10 protein-coding genes are annotated in these 17,996 nt (G+C 64.4%); 8 read left to right on the top strand and 2 right to left on the bottom strand.

Annotated elements, in window-relative coordinates; translation table 11 throughout:
• Nucleotides 1-104: 104 nt before the first annotated feature.
• Entirely contained in the window at nucleotides 105-449 is a 345-nt protein-coding gene (locus BLS48_RS10985) for a RidA family protein (protein WP_091577489.1), read from the top strand.
• A gap of 44 nt (nucleotides 450-493) precedes the next feature.
• Here BLS48_RS10985 and hutC read toward each other — a convergent pair whose 3' ends face one another.
• Entirely contained in the window at nucleotides 494-1,234 is a 741-nt protein-coding gene (gene hutC / locus BLS48_RS10990; protein ID WP_091577491.1) for a histidine utilization transcriptional repressor HutC, read from the bottom strand.
• Complete coding sequence (locus tag BLS48_RS10995) at nucleotides 1,231-2,583, bottom strand: formimidoylglutamate deiminase (protein WP_091577493.1); 1,353 nt, start codon at nucleotides 2,581-2,583, stop codon at nucleotides 1,231-1,233. The genes hutC and BLS48_RS10995 overlap by 4 nt, the downstream gene beginning before the upstream one ends.
• A 97-nt stretch (nucleotides 2,584-2,680) precedes the next feature.
• Between BLS48_RS10995 and hutI the strand changes: the two genes are divergently transcribed.
• The 7 genes from hutI to BLS48_RS11030 all read left to right on the top strand — a co-directional run bounded on the left by hutI (nucleotide 2,681) and on the right by BLS48_RS11030 (nucleotide 17,791).
• The gene (gene hutI / locus BLS48_RS11000; RefSeq protein ID WP_091577617.1) at nucleotides 2,681-3,913 is read left to right on the top strand and encodes an imidazolonepropionase; all 1,233 of its coding nucleotides are present in this window, start codon (nucleotides 2,681-2,683) and stop codon (nucleotides 3,911-3,913) included.
• A complete protein-coding gene (gene hutH / locus BLS48_RS11005) occupies nucleotides 3,910-5,451 on the top strand; it encodes a histidine ammonia-lyase (protein ID WP_091577494.1) in 1,542 nt (513 codons plus the stop codon). The genes hutI and hutH overlap by 4 nt, the downstream gene beginning before the upstream one ends.
• Nucleotides 5,451-6,269 carry an N-formylglutamate deformylase gene (gene hutG / locus BLS48_RS11010; protein ID WP_091577496.1) on the top strand — a complete coding sequence of 273 codons (819 nt, stop codon included), beginning with the start codon at nucleotides 5,451-5,453 and terminating at the stop codon, nucleotides 6,267-6,269. The genes hutH and hutG overlap by 1 nt, the downstream gene beginning before the upstream one ends.
• Before the next feature lie 27 nt (nucleotides 6,270-6,296).
• Nucleotides 6,297-6,671 carry a hypothetical protein gene (locus tag BLS48_RS11015; RefSeq protein ID WP_143019407.1) on the top strand — a complete coding sequence of 125 codons (375 nt, stop codon included), beginning with the start codon at nucleotides 6,297-6,299 and terminating at the stop codon, nucleotides 6,669-6,671.
• Nucleotides 6,668-8,341, top strand: coding sequence for a urocanate hydratase (gene hutU, locus BLS48_RS11020; protein WP_208604607.1), 1,674 nt, complete (start codon nucleotides 6,668-6,670; stop codon nucleotides 8,339-8,341). Before BLS48_RS11015 ends, hutU begins: the two co-directional genes overlap by 4 nt.
• Nucleotides 8,342-8,353: 12 nt before the next feature.
• Nucleotides 8,354-8,941: a HutD/Ves family protein gene (locus BLS48_RS11025; RefSeq protein ID WP_091577619.1), complete on the top strand. Its 588-nt coding sequence runs from the start codon at nucleotides 8,354-8,356 to the stop codon at nucleotides 8,939-8,941.
• A 267-nt stretch (nucleotides 8,942-9,208) separates the two neighbouring features.
• Nucleotides 9,209-17,791 carry a glycoside hydrolase family 94 protein gene (locus BLS48_RS11030; protein WP_091577500.1) on the top strand — a complete coding sequence of 2,861 codons (8,583 nt, stop codon included), beginning with the start codon at nucleotides 9,209-9,211 and terminating at the stop codon, nucleotides 17,789-17,791.
• Nucleotides 17,792-17,996: the final 205 nt, after the last annotated feature.

Consider the following 17,996-nt stretch of genomic DNA (forward strand, 5'->3'; position numbering starts at 1 on the left):
CAGGTGCAATACGCCGTTGGCCCAAGGGGATTTGACCGGGCGGCCTTGCCCGAAGCCGGCGGCAACTCTAAACAGGCGCCACCGATAACAGGAAGGAACGCCCCATGAGCATTCGTCGCATCGATGTTGGCCCGCGCATGAGCCAGATCGTCATTCACGGAGATACCGTCTATCTGGCCGGTCAGGTTGGTCAGCCGGGCGGGAACGTTGCTTCGCAGACCAGGGACATCCTGTCGGCCGTCGATGAACTGCTGGCCAAGGCCGGTTCGGACAAGACCAAGATCCTGCAGGCGATCATCTGGCTGGCCGACATGAGCACCTTTGCCGAAATGAACTCGGAATGGGACAAGTGGGTGCCCCAGGGCAACACTCCGGCCCGCGCCACCGGTGAAGCAAAGCTCGCCGGACCGGAATATCTGGTCGAGATCATCATCACGGCGGCGATCTGAGCGCCAGTGCTTTGCCTTCTCCCACAAGGGGAGAAGGTATGGCGCTACCCCTGCGAGGGCCGAAACCGGGCCACCAGCGTGTGGCTCTCGGCCGCGTAGGTAAAGCGGACGTGGGTGATCGGATGTTCGGCGCTCCATGTCCGACGCTCGACCACCAGGCAAGGCGCGCCGGCCTCGATGTCGAGCGCCGCCGCGATGTGCCTGTCGGCGGCAACCGCGCGGATGCGGTGCTCGGCCTCGCTCCACGGCACGCGGCCGATCAGCCACGGGCCAGGCGCGATGGCCAGGAATTCCTCGTCGATCGCTTCTGGCACGGCGGCCAGGTTGATCAGCCGCTGCTCATGCGCGAACGGCCGCTTGCCGGCGAAATGCCGGCATTCCAGCGCCAGCACCGATCCGATGGCCTCGAGCTCCAGCAAACTGCGATCCTCGGCGCTGCTGCGCCTCTTGTGCCGCGCCACGCGCTCGTAGCGATAGGGCAGGCCAAGCGCCTCGACCTCGATCCGGATGTCGTGGATTTCCAGCACAGCCGCCTGTGATTGTGGCCGGCGGACGAAGCTGCCCGAGCGGCGGCGGCGTTCGATCAGTCCGGCCTTGGCCAACTGAGACAGCGCCTTGTTCACGGTCATGCGCGAGCAATTGTACTCGGTCGTCAATTCGTGTTCGAACGGGATGCGGTGACCGGGCGCCCAGGCGCCGGACAGGATTTTCTCGCTGATATCGGACAGGATGCGCTGGTGCAGCGAGCCGCCACCTTCCGCATCCGCCGTCTCGATCACGCTCATGCCGAGAGCGCCGTCATCACGTTGCGAAAACGCTCGGCGATGGCCTCGCGCCCTGCATGCCGGCCGCCGCTGACCTGTTTTTTGCCATGCACCCAAACGCAGTCGGCCTTGCTGCCATTGGCGAAGATCCAGGCATCGAGGATCGCGTCACCCGTCTTGCCGGCCAATGAGGGGGCATTGGCATCGAGCGAGACGAGATCGGCGGATGCGCCGGCGGAAATCTCGGACGCGCCGGCACCAAGGGCGGCGCTGCCGCCGTCAACTGCGGCGTCGAACAACGCGCGACCGGTCGAGCCACCGGCGACCGCCAGCACATTGCGGGCACGATGCGCGAGGCGTTGCGAATATTCGAGCTGACGCAACTCGTCGGGCAAGCCGATCAGGACGTTGGAATCGGAACCGACGCCAAAACGGCCGCCATGTTCTGTAAACAGCGGCGCGGCGAAGGTGCCATCGCCGAGATTGGCCTCGGTGATCGGGCAAAGGCCGGCGATGGCGCCGCTCTTCGCCATCCCGACCGTTTCCGCATCTGTCATGTGCGTGGCGTGGATCAGGCACCAGCGCTGGTCGACCTTGGCATGGCCAAGCAGAAACTCGACCGGACGTGCGCCGGACCAGGCAAGGCAATCCTCGACTTCCTTCACCTGCTCGGCGATATGGATGTGGATTGGCCCATCGGGTGCCATCGCTGCAACCGCAGTGAGTTCCTCAGGTGTCGCGGCACGCAAACTGTGCGGGGCGACGCCGACGACGGCTTGATTCAAAGTGCCAACGCATTCCCGGCTTTTCTCAACGAGCCGGGAGAACCGGTTCACATCGTTGATGAATCGCCGCTGGCCTTCATTGGGGGCCGCGCCGCCAAAAGAGGAGTGTGCGTAAAACACCGGCAGCAGCGTCAGGCCGATACCGGTTTCGCTGGCCGCAGCCGCGATCCGCTCTGCCATCTCGGCGAGGTTGGCGTAGGGTTTTCCGTCGCGGTCGTGATGCAGATAGTGAAATTCGCCGACTCGTGAAAAGCCCGCCTCCAGCATCTCGACATAGAGCTGCGCGGCAACTGCCTCGACCTGATCGGGCGTCATCGACAGCGCGAAACGATACATCACCTCCCGCCAGCTCCAGAAACTGTCGGCGGAGGGGCCGCGAAGCTCGGCCAATCCGGCCATGCCGCGCTGGAAGGCGTGGCTGTGCAGATTGGGCATGCCGGGCAGCAGGATAGAGTGGCGTTCGTCGCCAGCCAACGCAATGCTTTCAGGCTCGACAGTTGCGATGCATCCCTTGGCGAGGGTGATGCGCACATTGTTGTGCCAGCCATCGGGAAGGAGTGCCTGTTCCGCGAAGATATCAGTCACTTTTCTCTCCCGTTCTCTGTTCTCATGCGATGATAGCGCTTGCAGTGTGTTTCAATATGTATATACATAATCGCCACCGATTGAAACGGAAAAGATGATGGTTGCAGAGAGCAAAGGCCGGGCAGGGGGGCTTCGCCTGTGGCGCAATGCGCGCCTTGTCACCATGGCCGAAAGTTCTGCCGGACTTGGCGTTGTCGAACATGGCGCGGTCGCCGCGCGTGACGGCCGCATTGTCTACGCCGGTCCCGAATCGGAGATGCCCGCAACGCTTGCTCCGGACGAGACGGTCGATTGCGACGGCCGCTGGATCACGCCCGGCCTGATCGATTGCCACACCCATCTTGTTCACGCCGGCAACCGTGCAAACGAGTTCGAGATGCGGCTGGCCGGCGCCACCTATGAAGAAGTCGCAAAAGCGGGCGGCGGCATTGTCTCCTCGGTCAAGTCGCTGCGTGCCGCCAGCCAGGATGAGTTGGTCGCGCAGTCGCTGCCTCGCCTCGATGCGCTGATCGCCGAGGGCGTAACCACGGTTGAAGTAAAGTCCGGCTACGGGCTCGACCTCGAAAATGAGCAGAAGTCGCTGCGTGCCGCCCGCCAGCTGGGCGACAGGCGGCCGGTGACGATCCGCACAACCTTCCTTGGCGCCCATGCGCTGCCGCCGGAAGCCAAGGGCGACAAGGACGCCTTTATCGATCTGGTCGCAAAAGAAATTCTCCCGGCGGTCGCCGCCGAAGGGCTGGCCGATGCCGTCGACGGTTTTTGCGAAGGTATCGCTTTTTCGCCGGAGCAGATGGCGCGTGTCTTCGACGCCGCCAAAGCTGCCGGCCTGCCGGTCAAGCTTCATGCCGACCAACTGTCCAACCTGCATGGGGCCGAACTCGCCGCCCGCTACGGCGCGTTGTCGGCCGATCATCTCGAATATACCGATGAGGCCGGTGCGGCGGCGATGGCGAAGGCGGGAACCGTGGCGACGATCCTGCCCGGCGCCTATTACTTTATCCGCGAAACGAAGAAACCGCCGATCGGTCTGTTCCGACAGCACGGCGTCAGGATGGCTGTCGCCACCGACAACAATCCCGGCACCTCGCCGCTGACTTCGCTGCTTTTGACCATGAACATGGCGGCGACCTTGTTTGGCCTGACCGTCGATGAATGCCTTGCCGGCGTCACCCGCGAGGCCGCCCGTGCGCTGGGCCTGCTTGGCGAAACCGGCACGCTCGAAGCCGGCAAAACCGCCGACCTGGCGATCTGGGACATCGAGCGCCCCGCCGAACTCGTCTACCGCATGGGTTTCAACCCGCTGCATGCCCGTATCTGGAGAGGACAATGACTGAACTGACCCTCAAGCCCGGCAATGCAACGCTGGCCGACTGGCGCGCCATCTATCGCGGCGCCGTGCCGAAGCTGGACGATGCCTGCAGGCCAAAAATCAAGGCGAGCGCCGAGGCGGTGGCGCGGATCGTTGCCAAGGGTGAGCCGGTCTATGGCATCAACACCGGCTTCGGCAAGCTGGCCAGCGTTCGCATCCCGGCCGAGGATCTCGAGACCTTGCAGCGCAACATCGTGCTTTCGCACGCCGCTGGCGTCGGCGAGCCGATGCCATCAGCTGTTTGCAGGCTGATGATGGCGCTGAAGCTCGCCAGCCTGGCGCAGGGCGCGTCCGGGGTGAGGCCACAAACCATCGAGTTGCTCGAAGCGATGCTGGCCAACGACGTCATCCCGGTGGTGCCGGCGCAAGGTTCGGTCGGCGCGTCGGGTGATCTGGCGCCGCTATCGCACATGACGGCGGTGATGATCGGCGTCGGCGAATGCTTTACCCCGCACGGCCGTTTCCCGGCCAAGGTCGCCTTTGTCTCGCACGGGCTGGAGCCGGTGACGCTGGGCGCCAAGGAAGGGCTGGCGCTGCTCAACGGCACGCAGTTTTCAACGGCCTATGCGCTCGCCGCCTTGTTCGAGGCCGAAGTGCTCTACCAGTCGGCGCTGGTCGCCGGTGCGCTGTCGACCGACGCGGCAAGGGGCTCCGATGCCCCCTTCGATCCGCGCATCCACCTGCTGAGGAAGCACCCTGGCCAGATCGAGACGGCGGACGCCCTGCGCAATCTGATGGCCGGCAGCGCCATCCGTGAATCGCATCGGGTCGGCGACGAGCGCGTGCAGGATCCTTATTGCTTGCGCTGCCAGCCGCAGGTGATGGGGGCGGCACTCACCGTGCTGCGGCAGGCGGCCGACACGCTCGGCACCGAGGCCAATGGCGTCACCGACAATCCGCTGATCTTTGCCGAGGACGACACGGCACTTTCCGGCGGCAACTTCCACGCCGAGCCGGTGGCCTTTGCCGCCGACATGATCGCGCTCGCCGTCTGCGAGATCGGTTCGTTGTCGGAACGCCGCATCGCCATGCTGGTCGATCCCGCACTATCCGGCATGCCGGCCTTCCTGACGCCGAAGCCGGGCCTGAACTCCGGCTTCATGATCCCGCAGGTGACAGCGGCTGCTCTCGTCTCGGAGAACAAGCAGAAGGCCTATCCGGCCAGCGTCGATTCCATTCCCACCTCGGCCAACCAGGAAGACCACGTTTCGATGGCCGCGCATGGCGCGCGCCGGCTGATCGGCATGATCGAGAATGCGACAGCAGTGATCGGCATCGAATTGCTGGCCGCCGCGCAAGGCTGCGACTTCCATGCGCCACTGGCGTCGAGCGCCGCGCTCGAAGCGGTGCGCAAACTAGTCCGCGCCGAGGTGCCGCATCTCGACAATGACCGGCATTTCCACCCCGATATGGAAAAGGCCATCGCCATGGTGCGCAGCGGCGCGACAGTCAAGGCTGCCGGCGCGATAGCGCTGCCGTCGATTTCGGGAGCAGCATGATGACCAGAACGCCCTGGCTTACGGTAACGCGCGGCACCGCACCGCTGCTGGTGTCGATCCCGCACACCGGCATCGACCTCGCTGGCCTCGAGAATCGGCTGGTGTCGCCCTGGCTCGGTCGCCGCGATTGCGACTGGTGGATCGACAAGCTCTATGATTTCGCCGCAGGCCTCGGAGCGACTGTCGTTCACACCGCGATCTCGCGCACCGTCATCGACGTCAATCGCGACCCGTCCGGCGCCTCGCTCTATCCCGGCCAGACGACGACCGGTCTCTGCCCGACCGAGACTTTCGACGGCGATCCGCTTTACCGCGAAGGCGAGGAGCCGGGGCCGTCGGAGGTCGATGAGCGGCGCGAGAAATTCTTCGTGCCCTATCATGCCGCCATGCAGGCCGAGATCGACAGGCTGCGAACCTTGCACCAGACGATCGTCGTCTATGATTGCCACTCGATCCGCTCGGTGCTGCCGCGGCTGTTCGAGGGCACTCTGCCGGTGTTCAATCTCGGCACGAACGATGGCAAGAGCGCTGACCCTGACTTGCAGGCGATGGTCGCTCGGATCATGGCCGAAACCGGCGAGAGCTCTGTCGTCAACGGCCGCTTCAAGGGCGGCTGGATCACGCGCCATTTCGGTCAGCCTCAAGATGGCATCCATGCGCTGCAGATGGAGCTGTCAAACCGTGGCTACATGCGCGAGCCGGAAGGCACGGGCGCGCCTGACAATTGGCCGGTTCCTTACGATGCCGAGTTCGCGGCGCCGATCCGTGCCACGCTGGAAAAGATTCTGAAGACCGCGATTGCCTGGGCGCAACGCTGATCAGGCAGCGCTTTCGGGATGGATGCCATGACCGGACATGCCAGGACATTTCTTCTTGCCGTCGGGCTGCTCTCGGCCGCGGTCGTTCCGGCGGCCGCCGCCGAAGTGGCCATGAAGGGCGCGGACATTCTCGCCACCTTGAAGGATGCCCGCGCCGAAGGCCCTGACTGGGCGGAAAGCTTCGATGATGGCGGGGCCACGATCTACACGAAAGGTGGCGCCCGGTCGCCGGGCCGCTGGGATGTGCGTGGCGACCAATACTGTTCGCTGTGGCCGCCCTCGGACGTCTGGTCCTGCTACGCCATGACCATCGATACTTCCGACCCTGCCCATGAGCAGGTCACCTGGATCAGCGCCGACGGCCACCGCAACGCCGCGCACCTCATTCGAAAGGGACAATGATGAACAATCCTCGCCACAACATCCGTGAAGTCCGCAGCCCGCGTGGCACGGAAATCAGCGCACGCTCCTGGCTGACCGAAGCACCGCTGCGCATGCTGATGAACAATCTCGACCCGGACGTTGCCGAAAATCCCAACGAGTTGGTCGTCTATGGCGGCATCGGCCGGGCGGCGCGCACCTGGAACGACTTCGACCGCATCGTCGCCTCCCTGAGGACGCTGGCAGATGACGAGACTTTGCTGGTCCAGTCGGGCAAGCCGGTCGGCGTCTTCCGCACGCATCCCGACGCACCGCGCGTGCTGATCGCCAACTCCAACCTTGTGCCGCACTGGGCGACCTGGGAAAAGTTCAACGAGCTCGATAGGAAGGGCCTGATGATGTACGGCCAGATGACGGCCGGCTCGTGGATCTACATCGGCACGCAAGGCATCGTGCAGGGCACCTACGAGACCTTCGTCGAGGCCGGCCGCCAGCATTATGGCGGCAATCTCAAAGGCAAGTGGATCCTGACAGGTGGACTGGGCGGTATGGGCGGCGCCCAGCCACTGGCGGCGGTGATGGCCGGCGCCTGCTGTCTGGCTATCGAATGCAATCCGGACTCGATCGATTTCCGTCTGCGCACCCGCTATGTCGATGAGAAGGCCGAGACGCTGGACGAGGCGATGGCGATGATCGAGCGCTGGACCAAGGCCGGCGAGGCGAAGTCTGTCGGCCTGCTCGGCAATACCGCCGAGATCGTCCCGGAAATGTTCAGGCGCGGCATTCGCCCCGATATGGTCACCGACCAGACCTCGGCCCACGACCCCATCAATGGCTATCTGCCTAAGGGCTGGACGATGGCGCAATGGCGCGAGAAGCGCGTCAGTGACCCGAAGGCGGTCGAGAAGGCCGCCCGCGCCTCGATGCGCGAACATGTCGAGGCAATGGTGGCGTTCTGGAACGCCGGCGTGCCGACGCTCGACTACGGCAACAACATCCGCCAGGTGGCCAAGGAGGAGGGGTTCGAGAACGCCTTCGCTTTCCCCGGTTTCGTGCCGGCCTATATCCGCCCGCTGTTTTGCCGCGGCATCGGCCCATTCCGCTGGGCAGCCCTTTCCGGCGACCCGGAGGATATCTACAAGACCGACGCCAAGGTGCGCGAACTCACACCCGGCAACACCCACCTGCACAACTGGCTCGACATGGCGCGCGAGCGGATCGCCTTCCAGGGCCTGCCGGCCCGCATCTGCTGGGTTGGTCTTGGCGATCGGCATAGGCTGGGCCTCGCTTTCAACGAGATGGTCGCAAAGGGCGAGTTGAAGGCGCCGGTCGTCATCGGCCGCGATCACCTCGATTCCGGCTCGGTCGCTTCGCCCAACCGCGAGACCGAATCGATGAAGGACGGCTCGGATGCGGTGTCCGACTGGCCACTGCTCAACGCATTGCTCAACACGGCGTCAGGCGCCACCTGGGTGTCGCTGCACCATGGCGGCGGCGTTGGCATGGGCTTCTCGCAGCACGCCGGCATGGTCATCGTCGCCGACGGCACACCCGAGGCGGCCAGACGCCTGGAGCGGGTGTTGTGGAACGATCCGGCGACCGGCGTCATGCGCCATGCCGATGCCGGCTACGACATCGCCATCGAGTGCGCGAAGGAGCACCAGCTCAATCTGCCCGGTATTCTCGGGTAAGTGGTTGAACCGATGCGCGTCCTGCGGGCATCTGAATACCGGTCGATGCCGTGGAAGAACGGCGGTGGCGTGACGATGGAAATCGCCGTCTCGCCTGCCGGCGCCGGGCTCGAAGACTTCGACTGGCGCGTCTCGATGGCGCGCGTCGAAGGCAGCGGCCCGTTCTCGCAATTTGCCGGGATTGATCGCACGCTTTCCGTGCTCGAAGGTGAGGGCATTGCCCTCGATATTGCTGGCCGCCCGCCGATATCAGTCACCAGAGCGACCGCACCGCTTTCCTTCCCGGCTGACGTGCCGACCGCAGCCACGCTGATTGGCGGGCCGATCACCGATCTCAATGTCATGACCCGCCGGAGCCGGACGACGCATTCGGTCGAGCGCCTGGTGGTTTCAGCGCCGGTGGAAATCAAGACCAAGGCGAGGGCGACCCTCATCCTGTGCCTGAATGGGGAAATCATTGTGCCCGGCACCGAACCGGTTCACCTCGGGCCGCTGGACACGCTGTTTCCTGGCCCGGACACCGCCTGCGTGGTTGTCCAACCCGCCCATGACACGACGCTGTTCGTGATCCGGATCGGCGGCATCACCGGCAACGATTAACGGTTGTTTCCAAACATGATCGCGATGCCGGCGAAATATAGCGTAAGCTGCTGGCGGCATCACGAAAAAGCCTGAATCCTCTCCGTCGATCGATCTTGACGGCAAGAGGGGCGCACGTCTTTGAATTTTTGCTGAGAGATGACGCCCTGTCGTGGTGCGGAAACAAACTTTCGGCAATTGGGGTTTATGCAACCAATTGCATTTGAATCGGTTTTAGGGCCATTGCCGTGGCGGTGACGCCGCTGAGTGCCGCATACGGAATTTTCAATGAATATTCAGACGAACCCTGCCCAAATCGAGAAGACAAGCGCGAGCTTCCCGGTAATCACGGAAGAGCCGATCCGATCCAATTTCCTGCCCGAAGACCGCCTTCGGCTGCTTGGCGAAAGCCTGGCAAAAGGCGACCTGACGGATCTCTTCGGCCTGACGCCGTTCGATTTTCAGGCGCGTATCCGCGACAGCGCCAAGAAGATTTTGGAGGTCTACCGTTCGACCAACGCCGCGCAAGCGCGAGGCGAGACGATCACGCCGGCGGCACAGTGGCTTCTCGACAACAACTACCTGGTTGAGGAAACCATTTTCCAGGTCAAGCGCGACCTGCCGCGCCGCTTCTACCGCCAGCTGCCCACCCTGAAACTGCCCGATAGCGGCAGCGTGCCGCGCGCGCTGGCACTGGCCTGGACCTATGTGGCGCATTCGGACAGTTCCGTCTCGGCGACGATGTTCAAGTCGATCGTCCAGGGCTTTCAGTCGGTCGAGCCGCTGAAGATCGGCGAACTCTGGGCGCTGCCGTCATTGTTGCGCTTCGTCCTGATCGAAAATCTCCGCCGGCTGGCCGTCAGGGTCAATCGCACCCGCCAGATGCGCCAGATCGCCAACGACGTGGCAGACAAGGTTCTGGCGACCGACGACACCCCCGACCGACAGGCGATCCTGTCCAACTTCAGCGCCCACGCGCAGGACACCACCTTCGCCACCCAGCTGCTCTACCGCTTGCGCGATGGATCGCAGAACGCCGGCAAGGCCCTGGAATGGCTGGAAGGCGAGCTCGAAAAGACCGGCTCCGACGCAGAGGAAATCATCATTTCCGAACATCACACGCTGTCCAGCGGCAATGTGACGACCGGCAACATCATCCGCGGCCTGCGCCTCATCAACGACGTCGACTGGACGGTGTGGTTCGAAGGCGTCAGCCGCATCGATACCGTGCTGCGCGAGCGTACCGATTTCGCCGCGCTCGACTTCTTCTCGCGTGACCAGTACCGGACCGCGATCGAGGAACTGGCGCGCCGCTCGAACCTTTCGGAATATCGCGTCGCCGAGAAGGCCATCGAACTGGCCGGTCACGCTGCCAGCGGGACCATCCCTGGTGAGAGTGAAGGCGATGCCGCTCCGGCTGCGTCCGCCCACACCGATGTCGGTTTCTTTCTCGTCGGCCCGCGCAGGCTGGAACTGGAAAAGGCGATCGGCTACCGGCCGACAGTGAGCCAGACCACCAAACGCGCGTTCCGCAAGACCGGATGGCTTGGCATCGTCGTACCGGTGTTTGCGCTGACGGCTCTGCTTCTCGTCCTCTCCGGCAATGCACTGGCCAATCTGGGTCTGTCAGTGCCGTCGATCGTCCTGATGCTGGCGCTGTTTGCAGTGCCGGCCAGCGAGGGCGCGCTCGCCTTCTTCAACACCGTCGTATCGCTGTTCCTGAAACCGACCCGCCTCGTCGGCTACGATTACAAGCACGGTGTACCGCCCGAGGCGCGCACCCTGGTGGTGGTGCCGTCGCTGATCGGCTCGCGCGACGACGTCGAGGAAAACATCCGCAACATTGAGGTTCATCACCTCGCCAACACGGCGGATGAAATCTACTTCGCGCTGCTGTCGGACTGGCCAGATAGCAAGACCGAGATCGATGCGGCGGACACCGAAATACTCGAATTCGCCCGCGCCGAGGTCGCCCGCCTGAATGCCCGCTATCCCTCGCAAGGCGCACCGCGCTTCTACATCCTGCACCGGCGCCGGCTCTTCAACGCCGCCCAGGGCGCCTGGATGGGCTGGGAGCGCAAGCGCGGCAAGTTGCATGAGCTCGACCTCCTGCTGCGCGGCGATAGCGACACCACGTTTCTGCCGCTCGACGTGCCGCTGCCGGAAAACGTCGTCCATGTGATGACGCTCGATGCTGACACGCGCACTACCCGCGACGCCGTCGCGACTCTCGTCGGCAAGCTCTGCCATCCGCTCAACCGTCCGCATTTCGACGCGACCAAGCGTGTGGTCACGGCCGGCTACACCATCCTGCAGCCGCGCATTACCGCGTCTCTGACCAGTGGTGACGACGCGTCGTTCTTCCAGCGGGTCTTCTCGGCCAATCGCGGCCTCGACCCTTACGTGTTTGCCGTATCCGATCTTTATCAGGACGTCTTCGGCGACGGCTCCTTCACCGGCAAGGGCCTTTATCATGTCGACGCCTTCGAGGCGGCGCTGCGGGGTCGCATCGAGGAAAACACCATCCTCAGCCACGATCTGCTCGAAGGTGCGCTGGCGCGCTCGGCGCTCGTCACCGACGTCGAGTTGGTCGAGGACTACCCGATACGCTACTCGGTCGACGCCTCGCGTCACCATCGCTGGGCGCGCGGCGACTGGCAGCTTCTTGGCTTCATCCTCGATCCGCGCTCCGGCGTGCCGGCCTTGTCGCGCTGGAAGATGGTCGACAACCTGCGCCGCTCGCTGACGCCGATCTTCTGGGTGATGGCGGCGATCGCCGGCTGGACGCTGCTGCCCTTCACGCAGGCCGCGCAATGGCAGGCCCTGCTGATCCTCAGCCTGTTCATGGCGCCGACATTCGACGTCGTCAACGCCATCCTGCCCAAGAGCGGCGACCAGACGCCGCGCGGTCATTTCTCGGCGCTGGCGCGTGACGTCGCCTTCGGCACCGCGATGGTGGCGCTCAAGATCGTGCTGATGGCGCATAACGCCTGGATGATGGGCGACGCCATCGTGCGCACGCTCTACCGGCTGTTCGTCAGCCGCCAGAACCTGCTGGAATGGCGCACCGCCTCGCAGGCGCACAAGAGCGGCGACAACGATCTCGGCTCCTACTACGGCATGATGTATGGCGCTGTGATCATCGGCTTCGTCGGTCTAGCCATACCGGTGCTGGCCGATTCCACCGGCGCCTTCGTCGCCTTCTTCTTCGCCCTGTTCTGGATCGCCTCGCCGGCCATCGCCGCCTGGATCAGCCGTTCGGCTGAAACCGAGGACCGGCTGCGTATCTCGGCCGCCGACATCCATGCGCTGCGCACGGTTGCGCGGCGCACGTGGCACTATTTCGAAAGCTTCGTAACGGCCGAGCATCACAATTTGCCGCCGGACAATTTCCAGGAAAGCCCGGCGCCGGTCGTGGCGCCACGCACCTCGCCAACCAATATCGGCGTCTATCTGCTGTCCGTCGTCTCGGCGCGAGACTTCGGCTGGATCAGCCTGTCCGATGCCATTACCCGCATCGACGCCACGATGACCACCATCGAGGGCATGCCGCGCGACCGTGGCCACCTCTTCAACTGGTATGACACGACGACACTGAAGCCGCTTTATCCGCTCTATATTTCGGCCGTCGACAGCGGCAATCTTGCCGGCCATCTGGTGGCAGTGGCGGCAGCCTGTGCCGAGTGGGCGGAAGCGCCCTCCGTCCACCTCCAGGGCGATTTCGAAGGCATTCTCGACACGGTCACCATCCTCAGCGAAAGCCTCGACGATCTGCCTGACGACCGCCGCCAGTTGCGCCCGTTGCGTCAGCGCCTGGCGGACCGTCTCGACGGCATGCGGCGCGCGGTCGAGACCATCAAGGCGCAGCCGGAAATGGCGTCGATCCGCACCATCAATCTGGCCGTGCTGGCCGGCGAAATACGCAAACTCGCCGCAGCCATCCACACCGAGGCCGCATCGGCCCAGAGCGACATCATCGTCGATTGGGCGGCAAGGCTAGAAGCCAGCTGTGAGGCGCATGTCCATGACGCGCACAGCGACGACAACGCCGTCGAGGCCCTGCGCGCCAAGCTCTTGACCTTGCGCGAGCGCACGCGCCGCTTTGCCTTCGAAATGGATTTCTCCTTCCTGATGCGGCCTGAACGCAAGCTGCTGTCGATCGGCTACCGTGTCGAGGAACACCAACTCGATGAAAGCTGCTACGATCTTCTCGCCTCCGAGGCGCGGCTGACCAGCCTGTTCGCCATCGCCAAGGGCGACCTGCCGACCGAGCACTGGTTCCGTCTTGGCCGGCCGATCGTCGAGATCGGCTTCCAGGGCGCGCTGATGTCGTGGTCCGGCTCGATGTTCGAGTATCTGATGCCGCCGCTGGTGATGAAGGAGCCGCAAGGCAGCATTCTCAACCAGACCAGCAAGCTGATCATCAAGCGTCAGATCCAGTACGGCCGCCAGAAGAACGTGCCATGGGGGATTTCTGAAGCGGCCTACAACGCCCGCGACCGCGAACTGACCTACCAGTACACCAATTTCGGCGTCCCTGGCCTCGGGCTGAAGCGTGGTCTCGGCCAGAACACGGTGATTGCACCTTACGCGACCGTGCTGGCGGCGCAGTTCAACCCGCGTGAAGCCGTGCAGAACCTCGCCCGGTTGCGGGAGGTCGGTGCGCTTGGCCGCCACGGCTACTACGACGCCGTCGACTTCACGCCGCAGCGCGTGCCGGAAGGCACCAATCATGTCGTCGTGCAGAACTACATGGCCCACCATTCGGGCATGTCGATCGTGGCGGTTGCCGATGCCATCTTCGAAGGCCGCATGCGCGACCGATTCCACAGCGACCCGGTTATCGAATCCGCCGAATTGCTGCTGCAGGAGCGGGCGCCGCGCGACATCCCGACCGCAACCGTCAGGACCGAGGCCGACGAACGCGCCAAGGACGAGACCGAGATCGAGAGCCCCGACACCCGCATCGTGCTCGATCCGTTGCGGGCGCTGCGTTCGACCAGTGTGATGTCCAACGGACGCTATTCGGTGATGGTCACCGCGACCGGGTCCGGCTACAGCCGCTGGGGCGATCTCTCCGTCACCCGCTGGCAGCCGGACCCCGCCGAGGACCGGCTCGGCTCCTACATCTTCCTGCGCGATGCCGGCACCGGCGACTGGTGGTCGGCGACCGCGGAACCGAAGCGCGCGGCCGAGGAGAAGGCGCAGACCCTGTTCTCCGACGACAAGGCGAGCTTCGTCAAATCGGTGGGCACCTTGCGCTCCGAGGTCGAATGCATCGTCATTTCGGAAGGAAATGGCGAGGGCCGTCGGGTCACTCTCTACAATGACGGGCCATCCGACCGTCACATCGAAGTGACCTCCTTTGCCGAACTGGTGCTCGGATTGGAGGCATCGGACAACGCGCATCCGGCCTTCTCGAAGATGTTCGTCGAGACCGAGATCGCATCGAACAACGGTGCGATCTTCGCCACGCGGCGCAAGCGCGAAACCAGCGAGCCCGATGTCGCGGTGGTGCATTTCGTCACCGATCCGTCGGGATTGGCGCGTGATGCCGAGGCCGAGACCGACAGGCGTGCCTTCATCGGCCGTGGCCGCACCATCGTCGACGCGGCCGCTTTCGATCCGGGCGCCAGGCTTGGGGGCCATTCCGGCTTCACGCTCGATCCCATCGCCTCGCTGCGCCGCCAGGTGCGGGTGCCCGCCAACAAGAAGATATCCCTGACCTTCTGGACCGTCGTCGGCGCCAACCGCACTGAACTGGAGGAGGCCGTCGCCCGGCTCGACCACCCGGAGAGTTTCGCTCGCCAGGCCATGCTCGCCTGGACCCGCAGCCAGGTGCAGACCCGCCATATGGGCCTCAGCCTGACCGATGCAGCAAACGTGCAGAAGCTGGCGCGTTACCTGATCTATCCGGATCCGTTCCTGCGTCTCCCCGCCGAGTCCATCGCCTCGGGGCTGGGCAAGCAGTCGAGCCTGTGGCCGACCAGCATTTCGGGCGATTTCCCGATCTTCCTGGTCAGGATCGGCGACGTTGCCGACCTGGAGATCGTCGCCCAAGCGCTGCGTTTCCAGGAGTACATGCGCACCCGCGGCATGATGATCGATTTCGTCGTCGTCAACGAGCAGGCGTCCTCCTACGTCCAAGACCTGCAGCGTGCGGTCGAGACGCTGTGCGAAAACAGCCGCTTGCGCGGCAAGGAACTCGGGCCTCGCCAGCACATTTTCGCGGTCCGCCGCGACCTGATGGACGAGACCACCTACAAGACGCTGCTCGCCGTCGCCCGCGTGGTCCTGCACACGCGCAACGGCACCATCTTCGATCAGATCGAACGGGCCGAGGCGGCTGCACTGCAGGCGCGCGAACCCCTGCAGCCGTCAGGATCGCCGGTTCCGCGTGAACTGCCGTCGCTTGCGCCGATGGCGCATGCCTCGCAGGCGGTGGCGGATGCCAGCGCCGACGGAAGCGGGCTCAGCCAGTGGAACGGCTTTGGCGGTTTCGATGGCGACGGGCGGCACTATGTCGTGCGCCTCGCCGGCCGGCGCACCACACCGCAGCCATGGATCAACGTCGTCTCCAACGCTTCGTTCGGCTTCCACATCTCGGCCGAGGGGGCTGCCTTTACCTGGAGCCGCAACAGCCGCGATTACCAGCTGACACCGTGGTCGAACGACCCGGTCTCGAACCGGCCGGGTGAGGGCCTCTACATCTACGATCAGGCCAGCGGCAAGGCGTTCTCGCCGCTCGCCGCCGTGGTGCGCGATCCCTCGATGACCTACGAGGCCTGGCACGGCCAGGGTTTCTCGACTTTCCGCTCGAAGCGCGGGCCCTTGTCGATGGATCTTACCTATGTCGTCGACCCGGTCGATCCGGTGAAGATTTCGCGATTGCGCATCCAGAATTCCGGTTCGGTGCCGGCGCGGCTGCGTGTCTATGCTTACGCCGAATGGGTGCTGGGCGGGCATCGGTCGCGCACGGCGGCAACCATCGTCCCGTCTCGCGACGCTGCCACCGGCGCGTTGCTGGCGCAAAACCCCTACGGGCTCGATTTCAGCGAGCGGGTGGCGTTCCTGGCCGCCGACGGCGGCGTGCACTCGGTGACGACCGACCGCTCGGAGTTCCTCGGCCGGCACGGCACCAGCGAGCTTCCGCACGCGGCACTGAGTGGCGCGGCACTATCGGGCCGCGTCGAGGCTGGAGACGATCCTTGCGCGGCGATCGCTCGTGACATCGAGATTCCGGCCGGTGGCGACGTGACGCTGCTCTGGCTGCTTGGCGATGCCGAGTCCGTCGAGGAAGCCAGCGCTCTGGTGCAGGAGCACCGGGGCAAGGATTTCGACAAGCGGCTGGCCGACAACGAGCGCGAGTGGCGCGGCTTCCTCGACACCATCCAGGTCGAGACGCCGGACAAGGCGCTCGACGCCATGGTCAACCACTGGCTACCCTATCAGAGCCTGGCCTGCCGCATCCGCGCCCGCTCCGCCTTCTATCAGGCAAGTGGCGCCTTCGGCTTCCGCGACCAGTTGCAGGACACGCTGGCGTTGCTGGCGCATGATCCGCAGCTGGCGCGTGACCAGATCTTGAACGCCGCGCGGCGGCAATTCCCCGAAGGCGACGTGCAGCACTGGTGGCTGCCGCGCACCGGGGCCGGAGTGCGCACCATGATCTCCGACGACGTGGTCTGGCTGGCCCATGCCACGGCCCGCTATCTGCTGGTGACCGGCGACGCCACCATCCTGAAGGAGCAACTGCCCTTCATCGACGGACAGGCATTGGGCGAGGGCGAGCACGATGCCTTCTTCACTCCGGAAGTTTCGAAGAAGACGGCCTCGCTGTATGATCATTGCGCGCGGGCGCTCGATCTTGCCATCAAGCGCAGCAGCCCTGCCGGCCTGCCGTTGATCCTCGGCGGCGACTGGAACGACGGCATGAACCGCGTCGGCGAGCAGGGCAAGGGCGAGAGCGTCTGGCTTGGCTGGTTCCTGCTGAAGACTCTGAGTGACTTCGCCGCCGTCGCCAAGACCGAGGGTGATGTCAAGCATGCGCAGGCCTGGACAAAGCACGCCGATGCGCTGAAGCGGGGGCTCGAGAGTACGGCATGGGACGGCGAATGGTACCGGCGCGGCAGCTTCGATGACGGCACGCCGCTCGGGTCGCGATCCTCGCAGGAGTGCAAGATCGACTCGATTGCCCAGTCCTGGAGCGTGCTTTCGGGAGAGGGCGATCCGGCGCGGTCGACGACGGCGATGGAGCAGGCGAGGAAGCTGCTCGTCGACGACAAGCTCAAGATCGTCAAGCTGTTCACACCGCCCTTCTCGAAGACGGACAAGGATCCTGGCTACATCAAGAGCTATCCACCCGGTGTTCGCGAGAATGGCGGCCAGTACACCCACGCCGCCACATGGTTCGTCATCGCGCTCGCCGAAATGGGGCTGACCGACGAGGCCTATCGCTGTTTCTCGATGCTCAATCCGGTCAACCATGCGATCGACGAGGCCTCGGCCGAGCACTATCGCGTCGAGCCCTATGTGGTTGCGGCCGATATCTATGCCGGAGGCGACAAGGGCGGCCGTGGCGGCTGGACCTGGTACACCGGCTCCGCCGGCTGGCTCTACAGGGCGGCGGTCGAAGGCATCCTGGGCATCGAACGGCGTGGCAAGCGCATCCAGTTCAAGCCGAAGCTCCCCAGCCACTGGGACGGGTATTCGGCGACCCTCAAGATGCTGGGTGCGGAACTCAGGGTTCGCGTCATCCGCGACAATAAGGCCAAGACGATTTCATTGGAGCTGAATGGGGCGAAGACCAAGGTTTCGACGGTTGAGCTGAAAAGTGGCGAGGTTGCTGACGTCGTCATCAGAATCCCGGCCTGACGCATGTCGCCCAGCAGCACGCCCTCGGGTTGGCCCCGGGGGAAGCGGCCTTCGGGACAACGACATGATGGAACATGGCGCCAAGTCGCTTGGCGCCGTGATCGAGAGCGCGGCCCAGGTCGGGACTGGTAATCATTTAGAATCAATACTTTGATGCATCCCGCTTGGGCGCTCCCACGCGGTGAATCTTGGCCCGCCGCCATCG

This window comes from Mesorhizobium qingshengii (assembly GCF_900103325.1).
GTDB classification, from domain to species: domain Bacteria; phylum Pseudomonadota; class Alphaproteobacteria; order Rhizobiales; family Rhizobiaceae; genus Mesorhizobium; species Mesorhizobium qingshengii.